This is a genomic window from Saccharopolyspora sp. 6M, assembly GCF_020176775.1.
In the GTDB taxonomy this organism is placed as follows: Bacteria; Actinomycetota; Actinomycetes; order Mycobacteriales; family Pseudonocardiaceae; genus Saccharopolyspora_C; species Saccharopolyspora_C gregorii.
Genome location: NZ_JAIUJZ010000145.1, coordinates 1 through 18,629 on the forward strand (window position 1 = coordinate 1; position 18,629 = coordinate 18,629).

General features: G+C 72.9%; 19 protein-coding genes. 18 read left to right on the forward strand and 1 reads right to left on the reverse strand.

The features are described 5' to 3' along the window. The first annotated feature begins 88 nt into the window (after positions 1-88). From LCD31_RS19225 to whiG, 18 genes are all read left to right on the forward strand, one after another. Positions 89-673 carry an AAA family ATPase gene (locus LCD31_RS19225; RefSeq protein ID WP_308011268.1) on the forward strand — a complete coding sequence of 195 codons (585 nt, stop codon included), beginning with the start codon at positions 89-91 and terminating at the stop codon, positions 671-673. A gap of 360 nt (positions 674-1,033) precedes the next feature. Then, a complete protein-coding gene (locus tag LCD31_RS19230; protein WP_224959976.1) occupies positions 1,034-2,968 on the forward strand; it encodes a DEAD/DEAH box helicase in 1,935 nt (644 codons plus the stop codon). Between the two features lie 165 nt (positions 2,969-3,133). After that, on the forward strand, positions 3,134-4,693 hold the full coding sequence (gene ffh, locus LCD31_RS19235) for a signal recognition particle protein (RefSeq protein WP_224959977.1): 1,560 nt from the start codon (positions 3,134-3,136) through the stop codon (positions 4,691-4,693). Beyond that, on the forward strand, positions 4,690-5,766 hold the full coding sequence (locus tag LCD31_RS19240; protein WP_224959978.1) for an amidohydrolase family protein: 1,077 nt from the start codon (positions 4,690-4,692) through the stop codon (positions 5,764-5,766). The genes ffh and LCD31_RS19240 overlap by 4 nt, the downstream gene beginning before the upstream one ends. Positions 5,767-5,930: 164 nt before the next feature. Beyond that, positions 5,931-6,722 (forward strand): type II CAAX endopeptidase family protein, encoded by a 792-nt coding sequence (locus LCD31_RS19245; RefSeq protein WP_308011269.1) that lies wholly within the window; start codon positions 5,931-5,933, stop codon positions 6,720-6,722. Between the two features lie 177 nt (positions 6,723-6,899). After that, positions 6,900-7,343: a 30S ribosomal protein S16 gene (gene rpsP, locus LCD31_RS19250; RefSeq protein WP_224959979.1), complete on the forward strand. Its 444-nt coding sequence runs from the start codon at positions 6,900-6,902 to the stop codon at positions 7,341-7,343. Continuing rightward, the gene (locus tag LCD31_RS19255; RefSeq protein ID WP_184481725.1) at positions 7,340-7,579 is read left to right on the forward strand and encodes an RNA-binding protein; all 240 of its coding nucleotides are present in this window, start codon (positions 7,340-7,342) and stop codon (positions 7,577-7,579) included. The genes rpsP and LCD31_RS19255 overlap by 4 nt, the downstream gene beginning before the upstream one ends. Before the next feature lie 7 nt (positions 7,580-7,586). Next, the gene (gene rimM / locus LCD31_RS19260; RefSeq protein WP_224959981.1) at positions 7,587-8,117 is read left to right on the forward strand and encodes a ribosome maturation factor RimM; all 531 of its coding nucleotides are present in this window, start codon (positions 7,587-7,589) and stop codon (positions 8,115-8,117) included. Between the two features lie 56 nt (positions 8,118-8,173). Then, the gene (gene trmD, locus LCD31_RS19265; protein WP_224959982.1) at positions 8,174-8,944 is read left to right on the forward strand and encodes a tRNA (guanosine(37)-N1)-methyltransferase TrmD; all 771 of its coding nucleotides are present in this window, start codon (positions 8,174-8,176) and stop codon (positions 8,942-8,944) included. Between the two features lie 208 nt (positions 8,945-9,152). After that, positions 9,153-9,512 (forward strand): 50S ribosomal protein L19, encoded by a 360-nt coding sequence (gene rplS / locus LCD31_RS19270; RefSeq protein WP_224959983.1) that lies wholly within the window; start codon positions 9,153-9,155, stop codon positions 9,510-9,512. 297 nt (positions 9,513-9,809) lie between these two features. Beyond that, positions 9,810-10,712 (forward strand): signal peptidase I, encoded by a 903-nt coding sequence (gene lepB, locus LCD31_RS19275; protein WP_255615700.1) that lies wholly within the window; start codon positions 9,810-9,812, stop codon positions 10,710-10,712. A gap of 2 nt (positions 10,713-10,714) precedes the next feature. Further along, positions 10,715-11,482: a ribonuclease HII gene (locus tag LCD31_RS19280; RefSeq protein WP_224959985.1), complete on the forward strand. Its 768-nt coding sequence runs from the start codon at positions 10,715-10,717 to the stop codon at positions 11,480-11,482. A gap of 30 nt (positions 11,483-11,512) precedes the next feature. After that, the gene (locus LCD31_RS19285) at positions 11,513-11,839 is read left to right on the forward strand and encodes a DUF2469 domain-containing protein (RefSeq protein ID WP_224959986.1); all 327 of its coding nucleotides are present in this window, start codon (positions 11,513-11,515) and stop codon (positions 11,837-11,839) included. A gap of 244 nt (positions 11,840-12,083) precedes the next feature. Next, entirely contained in the window at positions 12,084-12,497 is a 414-nt protein-coding gene (locus LCD31_RS19290) for a YraN family protein (protein WP_224959988.1), read from the forward strand. Then, positions 12,498-14,015, forward strand: a complete 1,518-nt coding sequence (locus LCD31_RS19295; RefSeq protein WP_224959990.1) for a YifB family Mg chelatase-like AAA ATPase — start codon at positions 12,498-12,500, stop codon at positions 14,013-14,015. It abuts the gene before it with no gap. 97 nt (positions 14,016-14,112) lie between these two features. Further along, entirely contained in the window at positions 14,113-15,258 is a 1,146-nt protein-coding gene (locus LCD31_RS19300; RefSeq protein ID WP_224959992.1) for a DNA-processing protein DprA, read from the forward strand. A gap of 91 nt (positions 15,259-15,349) precedes the next feature. Next, positions 15,350-16,327 (forward strand): tyrosine recombinase XerC, encoded by a 978-nt coding sequence (locus LCD31_RS19305; protein ID WP_224959994.1) that lies wholly within the window; start codon positions 15,350-15,352, stop codon positions 16,325-16,327. After that, entirely contained in the window at positions 16,302-17,396 is a 1,095-nt protein-coding gene (whiG, locus tag LCD31_RS19310; protein ID WP_224959996.1) for an RNA polymerase sigma factor WhiG, read from the forward strand. The genes LCD31_RS19305 and whiG overlap by 26 nt, the downstream gene beginning before the upstream one ends. On the opposite strand, the gene LCD31_RS19315 is transcribed toward whiG, so the two are convergent. Continuing rightward, positions 17,377-18,072 carry a M23 family metallopeptidase gene (locus LCD31_RS19315; RefSeq protein WP_224959999.1) on the reverse strand — a complete coding sequence of 232 codons (696 nt, stop codon included), beginning with the start codon at positions 18,070-18,072 and terminating at the stop codon, positions 17,377-17,379. The two genes, whiG and LCD31_RS19315, sit on opposite strands and share 20 nt — an antisense overlap. Positions 18,073-18,629: the final 557 nt, after the last annotated feature.

Below are 18,629 nucleotides of genomic sequence, written 5' to 3' on the forward strand. Positions count from 1 at the left end.
GGCCCGCACGAGGGGTGGGGCCACCCCGGATTCTCGCGTCCGCCCGCGCGCTCGGCGACGGATCCGTTTCGCGTAGCCTGGGGACGTCGTGGACATTTCGGACGAGTCCGCCGTGGACGGCGGCCCAGCCCCCGCCCTGCGCGCCCCTCGCCGCGCGCTCGTCGTCCTGGCCGGGCTGCCCGGCGCGGGCAAGAGCACCGTGCTGCACAAGCTGGTCGCACCGCCGGGCACGGTGGTGCTGGACTCCGAGCAGGTCCGGGCCCGCCTCAAGGCGCTGCTGCCCGACGCCGTCCCGTACCGCTGGTACCGGCCGCTGGTGCACGCGGTGCACCGCTCGCGCATCGCCTGGTACTGCCTGCGCTCCCGCGGCCGCGTCGTCGCGCACGAACCCTCCACCCGCGCCACCACCCGGCTGATGCTGGTGCTGTTCGCGCTGCTCAGCGGGCGGCGGCGGATCCTGGTGTGGCTGCACGTCGGGCCGGAGGAGGCGTTGGCCGGGCAGCACGCCCGCGGCAGGCTCATCCGGGGCCACGCGTTCCAGCTGCACGTGCACCGGGCGCACCGGATGCATCGGGCGCTGCTGTCCGGACGCGCGCCGCGCGGCTGGCAGGAGGTGCACCTCTACACGCGCGCCGACGTGACCGGTGGGCTGCGCCTGCTCGGCCCCCGCTGACCTGGCGGCGAGGTGAGATTCGTCCCGATAGCACGGGTGGGTTCGCCCGCCCGAACAGATGATCGCTACCCTGGACGACGACGCGGGGGCAGATTCCGCCGCGTCTGGCTGAGACAGCGAGCTGCGAGTGACTGGCAACAGTGCGTGTGCGTGCCAGGTGTGCGCGGCTTGACATGCGCGAGCAGCACCGCCCGCCCTTGGAGACGGCGACGGCGGAGCTGTGTTCGGACCTGACTGTTGCGATCGCCGCGTGCAGTGGACGTCGGTGCAGGGCCGTGACGCATTCCGGTTCAGCCCTGGCGACCACTACCGAGGAGATCCGCTACACCCATGCCCCAAATCGATCAAGCAGTTTCCGGTGTGCTCTTGACCGGCGACGCGAGCTCCGAGCTGCCCGCCGCCGACTTCAACGGCGAGCAGGCGGTCACCGCCGCCGTCGAGTCCGTCGAATCCGCGCTGGCCGAGCAGGCGTCGGAGACGGCCACCGCCGAGCAGGCTCCGGTCGAGCAGCCCGCCGCTGAGCAGGCTGCCGTCGAGGAGCAGCCCGCCGCCGAGCAGGCCCCCACCGGCTTCGACGCTCTCGCGCTCGACCCGCTGGTCCGCAAGGTCCTCGTCGAGCTCGGCTACGAGACGCCCTCGCCGATCCAGGAGCAGACCATCCCGCCGCTGCTGGAAGGCCGCGACGTGATGGGCCTGGCACAGACCGGCACCGGCAAGACGGCCGCGTTCGCGCTGCCGATCCTCACCAACCTCGACCTCGACGCGCCCGGCCCGCAGGCCCTGGTGCTGGCCCCGACCCGCGAGCTGGCCATCCAGGTCGCCGAGGCGTTCCAGCGCTACGCCAAGCACCTGCCGGGCTTCAACGTGCTGCCGATCTACGGCGGCCAGAGCTACGGCCCGCAGCTGGCCGGGCTCAAGCGTGGCGCGCACGTCGTCGTCGGCACCCCGGGCCGGCTCATCGACCACCTGGACAAGGGGTCGCTGAACCTGCGCAACCTCAAGCACCTGGTGCTCGACGAGGCCGACGAGATGCTGCGGATGGGCTTCATCGAGGACGTCGAGCGCATCCTGCAGTCGGTGCCGGCGCAGCGGCAGGTCGCGCTGTTCTCCGCGACGATGCCCGGCGCGATCCGCAAGATCAGCCAGTCGTACCTGCGCGAGCCGGTGGAGATCTCGGTCAAGACCAAGACCTCCACGGCCACCAACATCACGCAGAAGTACGTGCCGGTGCGCGGCCCGTACAAGCTGGACGCGCTGACCCGCATCCTCGAAGTGCAGACCTTCGACGCGATGATCGTGTTCGCCCGCACCAAGCAGATCACCGAGGAGCTCGCCGAGAAGCTCAAGGCGCGCGGCTTCAACGCCGCCGCGATCAACGGTGACGTGCCGCAGGCGCAGCGCGAGCGGACCATCGGGCACCTGCGCGAGGGCCGGATCGACATCCTGGTGGCCACCGACGTCGCGGCCCGCGGGCTCGACGTGGAGCGCATCTCGCACGTGCTGAACTACGACATCCCGCACGACAGCGAGTCGTACGTGCACCGCATCGGCCGCACCGGCCGGGCCGGGCGCAGCGGCGAGGCGATCCTGTTCGTCTCCCCGCGCGAGCGGCACATGCTGCGCTCCATCGAGAAGGCCACCCGGCAGTCCATCGAGCAGATGGACCTGCCCAGCGTGGACGACGTGAACGACCAGCGCCTCGCCCGCTTCGCCCAGGGGATCACCGACACCCTGGAGAAGGGCGGTCTGGAGCTGTTCCACAACCTCGTGCAGGAGTACGAGCGCACCCACGACGTGCCCGCGGCGGAGATCGCCGCCGCGCTGGCCGGCATGGTGCAGGGCGACCGCCCGCTGCTGCTCGAACCGGAACCGCAGGACAACCGCCGCGGTCACCGCGACGGCGGCTTCGAGCCCGCCGGTACCGACACCGACACTTACCGGGTCGAGGTCGGCCGCCGGAACCGCGTCACGCCGAGCGCCCTGGTCGGCGCGCTGGCCAACGAGGGCGGCCTGCACAGCAAGCACATCGGGCACATCGACATCCGGGCCGAGCACACGCTCATCGAACTGCCCGCGAACCTGCCCGAGGACATGCTGCGCAAGCTCAGCAAGACCCAGGTCGCCGGCCGCGGCCTGCGGATCAGCCGGGCCGACGGCGAGGTGCTGGCCCGCCGCGGTCCGCGTCCCGGCCGGGACAAGCCGCGCCCGCACCGCAAGGGCGGCCCGCGGGCACCGCAGCAGGGCGGCCGGCCCGGCGGCGGCTACGGCAAGCGCCCCAGCCGCGACCGCACCTGATGACGAGGGCGGCGCGGTCTCCCCTGGAGGCCGCGCCGCCCGCTCGTCCGCCCCGCGCCCGCCGCTCGGACGCGGGCACCCGCCCGGCGGTCGCCTCCGGCGATTCCGGGTGCGGTTACCCTCGACCCTCAGGTACATCATTCGACTCAGGAGCGGCGAGAACCCGTGTTCGACACCCTTAGCGACCGGCTCACCTCGGTTCTGCAGAACCTGCGCGGCAAGGGCCGGCTCTCGGACGCCGACATCGACGCCACGGCGCGCGAGATCCGCATCGCCCTGCTGGAAGCGGACGTGGCGCTGCCGGTGGTCCGCGCGTTCATCGCGGGTGTCAAGGACCGCGCGAAGGGTGCCGAGGTCTCCGGTGCGCTCAACCCGGCCCAGCAGGTCGTCAAGATCGTCAACGAGGAGCTCGTCGGCATCCTCGGCGGCGAGACCCGCAGGCTGGAGCACGCCAAGAACCCGCCCACGGTGATCCTGCTCGCCGGGCTCCAGGGCTCGGGCAAGACGACCCTGTCCGGGAAGCTCGCCAAGTGGCTCTCCGGCCAGGGGCACACCCCGATGCTGGTGGCCTGCGACCTGCAGCGCCCCAACGCGGTCACCCAGCTCCAGGTCGTCGGCGAACGCGCCGGCGTGCCGGTGTTCGCCCCGGAACCGGGCAACGGCACCGGTGACCCGGTGGACGTGGCGCGGCGCAGCCTCGACGAGGCGAAGCGCGCGCAGCACGACGTGGTCATCGTCGACACCGCGGGCCGCCTCGGCGTGGACGAGGAGATGATGCGCCAGGCCGCGGACATCCGGGACGCCGTCCAGCCGGACGAGATCCTGTTCGTGGTCGACGCCATGATCGGCCAGGACGCGGTGTCCACCGCGGAGGCCTTCCGGGACGGCGTCGGCTTCTCCGGCGTGGTGCTCACCAAGCTCGACGGCGACGCCCGCGGTGGTGCCGCGCTGTCGGTGCGGCACGTGACCGGCCAGCCGATCATGTTCGCCTCCAACGGGGAGAAGCTGGAGGACTTCGACGTCTTCCACCCGGACCGGATGGCGAGCCGGATCCTGGGCATGGGCGACATGCTCACCCTCATCGAGCAGGCCGAGCAGGCGTTCGACGCCGACCAGGCCGAGCAGGCGGCGCAGAAGCTCGGCTCCGGGCAGCTCACCCTGGAGGACTTCCTGGAGCAGATGCAGGCGGTCCGCCGGATGGGCCCGCTGCAGAACCTGCTGGGCATGCTCCCGGGCGCGAACCAGATGAAGGACCAGCTCGCCAACTTCGACGAGAAGCACCTGGACCGGGTGCAGGCGATCATCCACGGCATGACGCCCGCCGAGCGCTCCGACCCGAAGATCATCAACGCGTCCCGGCGGCAGCGCATCGCCAAGGGTTCCGGCGTCACCGTCAGCGACATCAACGACCTGGTGAACCGCTTCTTCGAGGCCCGCAAGATGATGCAGCAGATGGCCGGCCAGTTCGGCGGCTTCGGCGGCGGGGGCGGCAAGAAGGGCAAGAAGGGCAAGGGCAAGAACCGCAAGGGCAAGGCCAAGGGGCCGACCCCGCCGAAGGGCATGCGCGGCATGCCCGGCGGGTTCCCCGGACTGCCCCCGGGCGGACTCCCCGGCGGGATGCCCGGGGCGGGCCCGGACACGTCCCAGCTGCAGGGCGGGCTCAACGAGCTCCCGGCCGGGTTCGACCCGTCCAAGCTGAACTTCGGCGGCAAGAAGAAGAAATGACCGCGCCGCTGCACCTGCGCGGCGTGCTGCTGCCCGAGGGCGAAGCCGGTGAGCTGTGGATCGGCGACGGCCTGATCAGCCGCACGCCGCTGCCCGGCGCGACCACCGCGCTCGACGGCGGGTACGTGCTGCCCGGGCTCGTCGACGCGCACTGCCACGTCGGCATCGGCCCGAACGGCCCGGTCGACCTGGAGGTCGCCGCGCAGCAGGCCGAGACCGACCGGGACGCGGGCACCCTGCTCATCCGCGACTGCGGCGCGCCGATCGACACCCGGCCGCTGCAGGAACGCGCCGACCTGCCGCGGATCATCCGCGCGGGCAGGCACCTGGCGAAGCCGAAGCGCTACATCCCGTACCTCGCCGACCAGCTGGAGCACGAGTCCCAGCTGCCCGCCGCGGTCGCCGAGCAGGCGGCCTACGGCGACGGCTGGGTGAAGCTCGTCGGCGACTGGATCGACCGCGCCGCCGGGGACCTCACCCCGCTGTGGAGCGAGGACGTGCTGGCCGAGGCGATCGCCGTCGCGCACGCGCACGGCGCCCGCGTCACCGCGCACGTGTTCGGCGAGGACGCGCTGCCCGGCCTGCTCAACGCGGGCATCGACTGCATCGAGCACGGCACCGGACTCACCGACGACACCGTCGAGCTGATGGCCCGGCACGGCACCGCGCTGGTGCCGACGCTGGTGAACATCGAGAACTTCCCGTCGTTCGCCGCGGCCGCCACGAAGTACCCGGACTACGCGAGCCACATGACCGCGCTCTACGAGCGCGGCGACGCGACCGTGGCCAAGGCGGTCGAGGCGGGTGTCCCGGTGTACGCGGGTACCGACGCGGGCGGCGGCATCGAGCACGGCGTGCTCGTCGACGAAATCCGCGCGCTGCACCGCATCGGCATGTCCGCCGAGCAGGCGCTGGGCGCCGCTTCCTGGGCCGCCCGCGAATGGCTCGGCCACGGCGGCCTGGAGCACGGCGCGGTGGCCGACCTGGTCTGCTACGACACCGATCCGCGCACGGACCTGGGCGCCCTGCGCCATCCCAGCCGCATCGTGCTGCGAGGCGCCGTCGTCACCTGATCGACGGTCCACCGCGTCCGAAAGCGGATGTGGGGCGGTGAAAGACGAAGGTAATCTGGCGATTCCGCCGGAACCTCGGCGTGCTGGAGAGAACCCACGGCCGAGCGGCGGGATATCCGGGCGAGCGCGTCCCGGAACGCCGCTCGCTCGAGACGGAGGCGCCCGTGCAGGTACCGCAGCCCGAGCCCGCCGAAGGCGCTTCCGCCGCGGACGGGGGGACCGGAACGGCCACCAAGATCCCCACCCCGTCGGCCGAACGCGACCACCGCTGGGGCTTCGGCGCGTTCTTCCTGGCGGAGGCCGTGTTCATCCTCGCCTCGGTGACGCTGGCGGCGCTGTTCGGGAACCCGCGCGAGAGCGCGTGGTTCTCGACCGCTCTGGTGTGCATGCTGATGCTGCCGACGCTGGTCTCCGCGGCCGTCGCCGTGGTCATCACCCAGGTGCGCGGCAACGGCCCGCGGCTGGACTTCGGGCTGCACTGGCGCTGGGAGGACGTCAAGACCGGCTTCGGCATCGGCCTGATCGGGCTGCTCAGCACCACCGTCGCCTCGATGGTCTGGATCAACTGGGTGGGGCCGGAGAACGCGACCTCCACGGTCAGCAGCCTGCTCGACGGGGTGCAGCTGTCCCCGTCGCTGGCGGTGCTGATCTTCCTGCACGTGTGGCTGATCGCCCCGGTGTGCGAGGAGGTCCTCTACCGCGGACTGCTGTGGGGCGCCATGGAACGGCTGCGCTGGAGCCGGATCAGCGCGTTCGTGCTCAGCACCGCCGTGTTCGCCATCGGGCACCTGGAACCGGAGCGCACCTGGCTGCTGCTCATCATCGCGATCCCGATCGGGGTGGCGCGGATGCGCACCGGCAGGCTCACCGCGAGCGTGGTCGCCCACCAGGTGAACAACTTCCTGCCCGCGCTGGGCCTGCTGCTGATCTCCCTCGGGGTCGTCCCGGCGTCCTGAGCGGGACCTGCTGCGGGGCGCGACCGGCCATCTGGCAGAATAGGCGCCTGTTCGCTGCGAGTCGGTCCCTCTCACCGTCCGCGGCCATCGACGTATGAGCCATCCACTCCGTATTTCCCCACACGGCTTGGTTCGCTCACCCGAGCACGAACGAGAGTCTGAGGAGCACCAGCACCCGTGGCTGTGAAGATCAAGCTGGCCCGCATCGGTAAGATCCGGGAGCCGCACTACCGCATCGTCGTCGCCGACTCGCGCACCCGTCGCAACGGCCGGGCGATCGAGACCATCGGTCAGTACCACCCGATGGAGAACCCGAGCCGCATCATCGTCGACTCCGAGCGCGCGCAGCACTGGCTGAGCGTCGGTGCGCAGCCGACCGAGCCGGTTCAGGCCATCCTCGAGGTCACCGGTGACTGGCAGAAGCACAAGGGCCTGCCGGGCGCCGAGGGCACCCTGAAGGTCGCCGAGCCGAAGCAGAGCAAGGAAGAGCTGTTCGCCGCTGCTCTCGCCGCTGCCGGTGAGGACACCGTCGCCGAGGCCACCACGCCCAAGAAGAAGGGCGGCAAGAAGGCCGAGGCGGAGGCCGCTGAGGAGCAGAAGTCCGAGGACGGCCAGGCGTGACGGTCCTCGCGGACGCGCTCGAACACCTGGTGCGCGGCATCGTCGACAACCCCGACGACGTCCGCGTCCAACTCCTCACCACCCGGCGGGGCCGCACCCTGGAAGTCCACGTGAACCCGGACGACCTGGGCAAGGTCATCGGCCGTGGTGGCCGCACGGCGACCTCGCTGCGCACCGTGATCTCCGGGATCGGCGGGCGCGGCATCCGGGTCGACGTGGTCGACACAGATCGATGAGGACGGCATGACCGGTCCGGAGCTGGCCGTGGGCAGAGTCGTGAAGACGCACGGCGTGCGCGGCGAAGTCGTCGTGGACGTGCGCACCGACAGCCCTGAACTGCGGTTCGCGCCGGGCGCGGTGCTCGGCGTCCAGCGGCGCGGCAAGCCCGGACCGGACACGCTCACCGTGACAGCCGCCCCGCCCCCCCCCGGGCGGCGGGGGGTGCGCTTCGAGTCGGTGGACGGCATGGACGAGGCCGAGCGGCTGCGCGGTGTCACGCTGACCGTGCGCACCGACGAGCTCGCGCCGACCGACGACCCGGACGAGTTCCACGACCACCAGCTGGAAGGTCTGCGGGTGGTGCTGCCGACCGGCGACGAGGTAGGCGTGGTGCGCGAAGTGCTGCACACGCCCGGCGGCGAGCTGCTGTCGGTGCGCACCGCGGACGACGTGGAACGGCTCGTCCCGTTCGTCGCCGCCATCGTGCCCGCGGTCGACCTCGCGGCCGGGCGCGTCGTCGTCGACCCGCCCGAGGGCCTGCTCGGCGACGACTGACTCGTCGCCCCTCTTCCCGGCTCCGCGCCGGAACTCCCCGCTCGAAGGAACACCCGTTGCGCATCGACGTCGTCACGATCTTCCCCGAATACCTGGCTCCGCTGCGCGCCGCGCTGCTGGGCAAGGCGATCGAGCGGGAGAAGATCTCCGTCGGCGTCCACGACCTGCGCGACTGGACCCACGACGTCCCCCGCGCGGTGGACGACAGCCCGTACGGCGGCGGCCCGGGCATGGTGATGAAGCCCGACGTGTGGGGCGAGGCCCTCGACGAGGTGTGCGGCTCCGGGCCGCAGCCGCCCCGGCTGATCGTGCCCACCCCGGCCGGCCGGCCGTTCACCCAGCGCACCGCCGTCCGCTGGTCGGCGGAACCGTGGCTGGTGTTCGCCTGCGGCCGTTACGAGGGGATCGACCAGCGGGTGGTCGACGAGGCGGCGTCGCGGATGCCGGTGGAGGAGGTCTCCATCGGCGACTACGTGCTCGTCGGCGGCGAGGTCGCCACCCTGACCATGGTCGAGGCGGTGGCGCGGCTGCTGCCGGGCGTGCTGGGCAACCCGGCCTCCGCGGAGCAGGACTCGTTCTCCGACGGCCTCCTCGAAGGCCCCAGCTACACCCGGCCGGAGGTGTGGCGGGAGCGGCCCGTCCCGGACGTGCTGCGCTCCGGGAACCACGCCGCCATCGCCCGCTGGCGCCGGGACCGGGCGCTGGACCGGACCTACCGCCGGCGTCCCGACCTGCTGGAGCGGTTGCCCGCCGAGGCGCTGGACAAGAAGGACCGCGCCCGGCTGGACGCGCTGCGCGCCGAGGACGGGGCGGACGCCCCGGACTGACCGCGCCGGTGCTCCCGGATGCCGTTGTCCGGGGTCGGTTGCGGCGCCTGCCTGCGCGTCTGGCACACTTGACGGGTTGCCGCAGCCGGGTTCCGTCTCGGCGCGCACATCGCAAGCCAACCCCGTGTCAGGCGGCGGCCGCGGTTAAGTCCGGGCCACGATCCGCGAATGCACGGGTGCCTACGACACGGATGAGGACGGACCACCGATGAACACCCTGGACGCTCTGGACGCCCAGTCGCTGCGTTCCGACATTCCGGCCTTCCGGCCTGGCGACACGCTGAAGGTCTACGTCCGCGTCATCGAGGGTTCGCGCGAGCGGAACCAGGTCTTCCAGGGCGTCGTGATCCGCCGCCAGGGCGCGGGCGTCCGCGAGACCTTCACCGTCCGCAAGATCTCCTTCGGTGTCGGCGTGGAGCGCACCTTCCCGGTGCACACCCCCAACATCTCCAAGATCGAGGTCGCCACCCGCGGCCAGGTCCGTCGCGCGAAGCTGTACTACCTGCGCGAGCTCCGCGGCAAGGCCGCCAAGATCAAGGAGAAGCGGGAGCCGATCGCCGCTTCCTGACGCGGAACTCCCGCCATCGGCGGGTGACTTCGGACGACCCGGGTGCTTCGTGCATCCGGGTCGTCCTTTTTGTTGCCCTGCAGGCGATTCCGTTGATCCACGATCAGGTGAACGAGTCGGTGGGCCGTGGCGCATCACACCCCGGCTCCGTCCGCGCCGGCCCGGCACCGACCGCCCGCGGCGGGGGAATCCGCACGTCACGGCCGGGATGCGCGCGGCGGCCGCGCGTGCGGGAGGGCAGGGGGACTCCGCCGGGGTGCTCCGCGGTTCCAGTAGCCTGGCCGCGTGGCCGACGTCATGCGCTCTACCGGACCAGAAGAAGAGCCTCGCGAAGGCGCGGCTGCCGAACACGCCGAAGGGGGAGGCCGCCGCTCGCGGGGCGGTCGTTCGCGCGAGCGGAAGGGATCGTTCTGGCGTGAGCTGCCGATCCTGGTCGTGACCGCGCTGGTGCTGACGATCCTGATCCAAGCCTTCCTGGCCCGGGTCTACGTGATCCCCTCCCAGTCGATGGAGCAGACGCTGCACGGCTGCGACGGCTGCCAGAACGACCGGGTGCTGGTGGACAAGATCTCCTACCGGTTCACCGACCCCGATCCGGGCGACGTCGTGGTCTTCCGCGGCCCGGAGACGTGGGGCCAGAACGACTTCACGGTCGAGGAGCCCTCGAACCCGGTGGTCGGCTTCATGCAGAGCGCCATGTCGCTGGTCGGCTTCGGCTCGCCCGACGAGAAGGACTTCGTCAAGCGGGTCATCGCTACCGGCGGGCAGACCGTCGAGTGCTGCGACGACCAGAACCGCATGCTGGTGGACGGCAAGCCGCTCAACGAGCCCTACATCTACTGGGAGCCGGGCCGCGGCAACGTGCAGAAGGAGTTCTCGCCGGTCACCGTTCCCCAGGGCTACCTGTGGGTGCAGGGCGACAACCGCAACGACTCCAGCGACTCCCGCATCCAGGGCGGTGGCGGCGTCAACGGTGCGGTGCCGGTGGACAACGTGATCGGCAAGGCCCAGGTGATCGTGCTGCCGCCGCAGCGCTGGCAGAGCATCGAGGAGACCGATCCGCAGGCCGACGCGCTCGGCGCGCCCGCCTGGCAGGCGGGGCTTCCCGCGGGGATCGGCTTCGCCGCCGCCTTCCCCGTGCTGTGGGTGGGGCGCAAGTTCTCCGCCGCAGTCCGGCAGCGCCGCCAGGAGCGGCACTGACGGTGGGTGCACGGCTCGCGGTCGCCGGGGCGGGGTGGCGCCCGCCGCGGCCGGTGATCCGCCGCAGCAGCGGGAACTGGGCGCTGCAGAGCGCCGTGGACCGCAGCGGTCTGGGGCCGGTCGCCGGGGTCGACGAAGCGGGGCGCGGTGCCTGCGCGGGTCCGCTCGTGGTCGCGTCCTGCGTCCTCCGCCCGGGGGACGCGCGGCGGTTCGAAGGGCTCACCGACTCCAAGGTGCTGACCGAGGCCGAGCGGGAGCGGCTCCACGAGGTGATCCTGCGACGCGCGGAAGCGCACTCGACGGTGGTCATCGACGCGGAGGACGTGGACGCGCTCGGCATCCACGTGGCGAACCTGGAGGGCATGCGCCGCGCGGTGGCGCGGCTGCCGGTGCACCCCGGGTACGTGCTCACCGACGGCTTCAAGGTGCAAGGCCTGGGGGCACCGAGCGTCGCGGTGCTCAAAGGGGACCTGGTCGCCGCGTGCGTGGCGGCCGCCTCGGTGCTGGCGAAGGTCACCCGGGACCACATCATGCGCGACCTGCACGAACGGTGGCCGAGGTACGGGTTCGCCGCGCACAAGGGCTACTGCACCGCGGACCACACCGCGAGCATGCGCGCGCACGGGCCGTGCGCGGAGCACCGCTGGTCCTACTCGAACGTGGTCGCCGCGGCGCGGTTGCACGGGATGCGTTCGCCGCGCGCGATCATCAGCAAACCCGGTCTGTTCGATGCTTCTGAGGGGGAAGTGGTGGACAATGGGAGAACGTAGGACGAACGACGGGGAAGGGCTCGCACTGCGATGAGCGCCGAGGATCTCGAAAAGTACGAGACCGAGATGGAGCTTCAGCTCTACAAGGAGTACCGCGACATCGTCGGGCAGTTCACCTATGTCGTGGAGACCGAACGGCGCTTCTACCTGGCCAACGCGGTGGACGTGCAGGTCCGGAACTCCGATTCCGAGGTCTACTTCGAGGTGTCCATGTCGGATGCGTGGGTGTGGGACATGTACCGGCCCGCGCGGTTCGTGAAGAACGTCCGGGTGATCACGTTCAAGGACGTCAACGTGGAGGAGCTGGACAAGCCGGACCTCCGGTTGCCGGAGAACGGGCCGTTCGGCGGGAGCTGAGCGGCAGCGGGCGGAGGGGCGCCCGGAACGGATGTCGGTGGAATGGGTGATCACCTGCGGGTGGTCACCCGTTCTGCGTTTCCCGGACGGGTGCCCGTAGCCCGTTCCCGCTCGAGTTGTCCACAGGTCGTCGATCCATCCACAGATTTCCCATTCGGGTCTGGTGGGTGCGATCCGGCCGGGGCAGTTTGGAATGGAGCCCGGAGATCCGCTCCGGGATTCCACTCCAGCCCGGGAGGACATCATGGCGGTGCGAACGCTCGACTACCGGCCGTTGCGCGGCGCGCTCTCCGACTTCTCCGAACGCGGAACGCACGCGTTGGGGCGAGCGGGCGAACGGCTCGCGGCCGAACACCTGGAGCGGCTCGGTGTTTCGGTGCTCGCGCGGAACTGGCGGACCGCGCGGGGCGAGCTCGACATCATCGGCACCGACGGCGACCTCGTGGTGTTCTGCGAGGTCAAGACCCGCTCCGGCATCGACTACGGGGCACCGCTGAACGCGATCGGGCCGAACAAGATCCGCCGGCTGCGGGAGCTGGCGCGGGCGTGGCTCGCGGAGCGGCGGCTCGTCGGCTGCCGGGTGCGGTTCGACGTCATCTCCATCCTGTGGCCGCCGAAGGGCCCGATCACCCTCGACCACCTGCCGGGGGTGTTCTGAATGGCGCTGCGGCGGACCTGGGCGGTCGCGCTGTTCGGCGTGGACGGCCGGCTGGTCGAGATCGAAGCGGACGTGCGCCGGGGCGGGCTGCCGAACGTGCAGCTGCTCGGACTGCCGGACACGGCGCTGCAGGAGGCGAAGAACCGGGTGCGTGCCGCGGTGCAGAACTCCCGGGAGGACTGGCCGCAGAGCTGCGTGACGCTGGCGCTCTCCCCGGCCGCGCTGCCGAAGGCGGGGACCTCGTACGACTTGGCCCTGGCCTGCGCGGTCCTGGCCGGGGCCGAACAGGTTCCCCCGCGGTTGCTGGAGGGAACGGTGCTGTTCGGCGAACTGGCGCTGGACGGCCGGATCCGATCGGTGCGGGGACTGCTGCCCGCGCTGCTGGCGGCTCGGCGGGAAGGCGTGCGGCGGGCCGTGGTGCCGGTGGAGGGCCTGGCCGAAGGGCAGCTGGTGGACGGGCTGGAGGTGCTCGGCGCGCACGACCTCGGTGAGGTCATCGGCTGGCTGCGCGGCCAGGCGGAACTCGCGGACCGCCCTGCCGAGCCGCCCGCTGGGCAGGCCGTCGAGGCGGAAGACCTGGTGGACGTGCTGGGGCAGCCGGAGGCGCGGTGGGCGCTGGAGGTGGCCGCGGCGGGCGGGCACCACCTGCTGCTGGTCGGGCCGCCGGGCACCGGCAAGACGATGCTGGCGCGGCGGTTGGGCGGTCTGCTGCCGGACCTGACCCGGCAGGAGGCGCTGGAGGTCACCGCGATCCACTCGGTCGCCGGTGAGCTCCGCGGTGGTGCTCCGCTGGTGTCGGCGCCGCCGTTCGTGGCCCCCCACCACTCGACTTCGGTGCCCGGGCTGATCGGCGGCGGATCGGGACTCGCGCGACCCGGAGCGGTCAGCAGGGCGCACCGCGGCACGCTGTTCTTGGACGAGGCCTGCGAGTTCGGGCCGCAGCGGCTCGAAGCGCTGCGCACCGCGCTGGAAGAGGGCGAGGTCCGGTTGTCCCGGCGGGACGGCACGCTGCGGTACCCGGCGCGGTTCCAGCTCGTGCTGGCCACGAACCCGTGCCCGTGCGCTCCGGCGCGCGATGCCGACTGCCACTGCGCGCCGCAGGCCAGGCGACGCTACTTCGGCAAGCTCTCCGGGCCGTTGCTGGACCGGGTCGACCTGCGGGTGGACATGCGTCCGGTCACCGCGATGACCATGCGCGGCGGCGAGCCACCGGAGTCGTCCGAGGTGGTCCGGGCGAGGGTGGCCCGGGCGCGAGAAGTCGCCGCCGAGCGGTGGTCGGAGCGCGGGTGGCGGACCAACGGCGAGGTTCCGGGTCCGGTGCTGCGCCGCGAGTTCGGCCTGCCTGGGAAGGTGACCGCGCTGCTGGACCGCGGGCTGGACGCGGGCGCGGTGACCGCGCGCGGCGCCGACCGCTGCCTGCGGGTGGCGTGGACGCTGGCCGATCTGGACGGGCGGGAGCGGCCCGAGGCCGAGCACGTGGCCGCGGCGCTGGCGTTCCGGGAACGGAGGCCGGCATGAACGCCCCGGTGCAAGTGGTGCGGACAGTGCTGAACGGATGGGCATCGTGCGAGGTCTCCGCGCACGTGGCGGCGTCCCGTGGAGAGCGGGGTGCGCGATGACCGGTACGGCGCGGGACGAGCGGCTCCGCGCGGCCCGCGCGTACCTCGCGGCGGTGGCGGAACCGCCGGCTCCGGCGCTCGCCGGGTGCGTTGCCGAGCACGGGCCCGTCCGGGTCGCCGAACTGGTCCACCGCGGTGTCGCTCCGGCGGCGGTGGCCGACGAGGTGGAGGCCCGCCGGGAACACGTCTCGGGGGCCGGGCTCCTGGCCGCCACCCGGAGCAGCGGAGCCCGGCTGCTGGTCCCGGAGGACCCGGACTGGCCTGCGGAGCGGTTCGCGCTGCTGGCCGGGGCTGCCGAAGTCGGGGTGCCGGGCCTGGCCGCGCCGCTGGCGCTGTGGGTGCGGGGCCGGGCGGAACTCGGCCCGGCGTCGGCGTCCTCGGTGGCCGTGGTCGGCGCCCGAGCGGCGACCGGGTACGGCGAACACCTGGCGGCGGAGTTGGGCCACGGCCTCGCCGCGTCCGGGGTCGCGGTGGTCTCCGGCGCGGCCTACGGGATCGACGGGGCGGCGCACCGGGGCGCGTTGGCGGCGGGCGGTACCACCGTCGCCTTCCTGGCCTGCGGCATCGACGTCGACTACCCGGCCGGGCACGGGCGGTTGCTGCGGGCGATCGCGGCGCAGGGGCTGGTGGCGACCGAGTACGCCCCGGGAACGACGCCTCGGCGGCACCGCTTCCTGGTGCGCAACCGGCTGATCGCCGCGTGCGGGCACGGCACCGTGGTCGTGGAGGCGGGCGCGCGCAGCGGTGCGGGCAACACCGCCAACACCACTGATGCGCTGGGGTTGCCGCTGATGGCGGTACCGGGTCCGGTCACCTCGGCGAGTTCGGTGGGGTGCCACGACATGGTCCGGGCGGGGAAGGCGGTGCTGGTGACCTCGACGGCCCAGGTGCTCGAAATGATCAATCCGTTGGGTGCGGCGCCACCGGTGGATCCGGTGGCCGCGGACCGTCCCACCGACGCGCTGGAACCACGGGCACGCCGACTGCACGATGCGATCGTTGCTTGCAACGGCGCCGATTCCGGGCGGCTCGCGCGCGAATGCGGACTGCCGGTGCGCACGGTGCGCGCGCTGCTGCCGGAGCTGGAACTGGCCGGACTGGTCGAGCGGAAGGAGGGCGGCTGGATCGCGGCGGGCGGGTGAACGGCCCGCGACCGGGAGCAAGCAGCGATGGGATCGCGTTCACGGCGTGGCCCCCTTGACCGGGCCCCGTCCAGGGGCGAGCGTTTGCGATATGGAACGCACACGGTCCGGCGCGACCGCGAGAACCGACCTCCGGGAGGCTCGGGCGGCGTTGCCGGCGGAGCTGGGCGGGGCCGCGGACGGGTTCCAGCGGCACCTCGCCGCGGAGCGCGGACTCTCGGAGCACACCGTGCGGGCCTACCTCGGAGACGTGTCCTCGTTGCTGGCCGACGTCGCCGCGCACGCGGGTCCCGGTGCCGGTCTGCACGCGGTGACCCTGCCCGCGCTGCGGTCCTGGCTCGCCGGGCAGCACGCCCAGGGCATCAGCCGGGCGACGCTGGCCCGCCGGGCGGCGTCGGTGCGGACCTTCACCGCCTGGGCGCACCGCACCGGCCTGCTCGCCGCCGACCCGGGACCGCGGCTGGCCGCGCCCGGCAAGCACCGCTCGCTGCCCGCGGTGCTGCGCGCCGACCAGGCCGATTCCGCGATGGCGGCTTCCGCCTCGGGCGCGGAGCAGGGCGACCCGGTCGCGCTGCGCGACCACGCGCTGCTGGAACTGCTCTACGCGACCGGCGTCAGAGTCGCGGAGCTGTGCGGTCTCGATCTCGATGACATCGATCGCGAGCGCAGGCTGCTGAGGGTGCTGGGCAAGGGCAAGCGGGAACGGGCGGTGCCGTTCGGCGTACCGGCCGATGCGGCACTGGAACGGTGGCTGTCGGCGGGACGGCCCGCGCTGCGCACCGACCGGTCCGGGCCCGCGGTCTTCCTCGGCGCGCGCGGCGGCAGGCTGGACCAGCGCATGGCCCGCCGGGTCGTGCACGACGCGGTGCAGGCCGTGCCGGGCGCGGCCGACCTCGGACCGCACGGCCTGCGGCATTCGGCTGCGACCCATCTGCTCGAAGGAGGAGCAGACCTCCGTAGCGTTCAGGAGTTGCTTGGTCACGCTACGCTCGCAACGACCCAGCTTTACACCCACGTGACCGTCGACCGGCTGAAGGCGATTCATGACCGAACCCACCCCCGTTCCTGACGACGCCGGGGGCGGTGCCCGCACCGTGGCCACGGAAGCGACATCGAGATCGACGTCGTCGAGGGCGAACCTTCCCGGCGAGCCGACCGCGCAGCGCAGCCGAAACGGCCGTGGCACGAGCTCCGCGACCAACGGCGCGAAGGTCAACGGCAGCCGGCAGCCCGAGGGCGCGGCCGCTTCCGAGCGGGCCGCCGCGCAGCCGGAGCGCGCCACCCGATCCAGGGGCGACCAAGAGGCTGACGCGGCGAAGCCCCCGGTCTCCGCGCGCCTGCCGTACCTGGTGCCGGACGACCAGCGCAGCGCCGACGAGGTCGAAGCCGGCATCGTCGCGCTGTGGCAGGCCTTCGGCGAACACCGCGACCAGGGGCTGCGCGACCGCTTGGTGCTGCACTACGCGCCGCTGGTCAAGTACGTCGCGGGCCGGGTCGGTACCGGGCTGCCCTCGCACGTCGAGGTTTCCGACCTGGTGCAGTCCGGAATATTCGGCCTGGTCGACGCGATCGAGAAGTTCGAGCCGGAACGCGGCCTGAAGTTCGAGACCTACGCGATGCAGCGGATCCGGGGCGCCATCCTGGACGACCTGCGCGCGCAGGACTGGGTGCCGCGTTCGGTCCGCAGCCGGGCCCGCGACCTCGAACGGGCGTTGGAACGGCTCGAAGCGAAGCTGCAGCGGCACGCCACCGACGTCGAGCTGGCCGACGAACTCGACGTGTCCGCCGACGAGCTGCACGAGCTGTTCGCGCAGCTGCAGATGACCAGCGTCGTCGCCCTCGACGACCTGATCAGCGTCGGCTGGGGCGGCACCGCCTCGCTGGCCGAGACGCTGCCCGACGACCGCGCCGAGGACCCGGTGGCCGCCCTGGTGGATCGGGACAGCCGCAGGCAGCTCGCCGAGGCGGTGGAGCGGCTCAGCGACCGCGACCGGGTCGTGGTGACGCTCTACTACTTCGAGAACCTGACCCTCGCCGAGATAGGCAAGGTCCTCGGCGTGACCGAGTCCCGGGTCTGCCAGCTGCACACCCGCGCGGTCCTGCGGCTGCGGAGCAAGCTCACCGAACCGCAGGGGTGAGCTCGGCGGACGGGCGCGGTTCGCCGGACCACGGCAGCAACCGGACCGCGCCGCCGCCGAGCAGGAGCATCGGGTCCTGGTAGCGCTCGCCCCGGCGAGCACCCCAGTGCAGGCAGGCCGCGGCCGAACAACCGGGATGGCCGGGTTCGAGCAGGCCGAGCGGCGTGCCAGCACCGACCCGGTCACCGCGCTCGACCGAGGCGCGGACCGGTTCGTAGGTGGTGCGCAACCCGCCCGCGTGCTCGACCGACACCAGCGGCCGGCCCGCGACGAGTCCGGCGAAGCGCACTACGCCGGGGCCGGCGGCGAGCACCACCGCCCCGGGTGTCCCGGGCAGGTCCACGCCGCGGTGGCCGGGGCCGTAGGCGGTGGTCGGCGCCTGGAACGGCCGCGACACCGCCGAACCGGGCAGCGGCAGGCGGAAGCCGTGGCCACCGGTGGGCGCCGCGGATCGCTCGGCCGTGGCCCCCTCCATCCCGAGCCCGGCCGTGGCGGTCCTGGGCGTCGAGGCGGAGACCGGCGCGGCCCCGGGCAGCACCGCGACCGGCAGCAGCGCCGACAGCGCCAGCGCGGCGATCGGCCCGAGCGGGGACCCGCTTGGCGGTCGGGGTGGTGACGGGCGGTGGCCGGGCCGCCCACCAGCGCGGGAGCCGGGTGTGCGGGGGAGCGGGAGCATGGTTCCACCGTGGCCCGCGCCGCCCGCCGCCGACAGGGGCGATCCGGGAATCTGTGGATGGACCGGCGCCCTGTGGACAACTCGTGACCGCGCCCGGGGGGTCTTTGCCGGTCGAGTACACTGTGACGGCGGTTTCGTGTGCGCACGATCCGACTTCGCGTGTCCGCGCGTCGCCGCCGGAAACCCGATCCCGGAGCAACGACCGGTTCGGGGAACCGACAACTCCAGCTCTCCCACGACGCCCGACGGCTGTGCCCGGTGGCGTCGATGTCGGCGCCGCACGGCGTCGAGCCGCCCGGCGGGCCCGGGCGGGACGCCACCGAGCGGCGGGGGATGCGGTTCGTCGGTCCGGCGCGGCAGCGGTGCCTCCGAGGTCCCGGCCGTCGAGGCCAGGGCGGGGGCATCGAACGCGGGCACCAGGGCGGCAGGTCACCCGGCCCGCCGCGAGAACCGAAACCCGGGGGGCCGGGGGGGGGGGGGGCCGCCCCCCCGGGGGGGGGGGGGGGGGGGGGGGGGGGCGCGGGGGGGGGGGGGGGGGGGGCCGGGGGGGGCGCGGG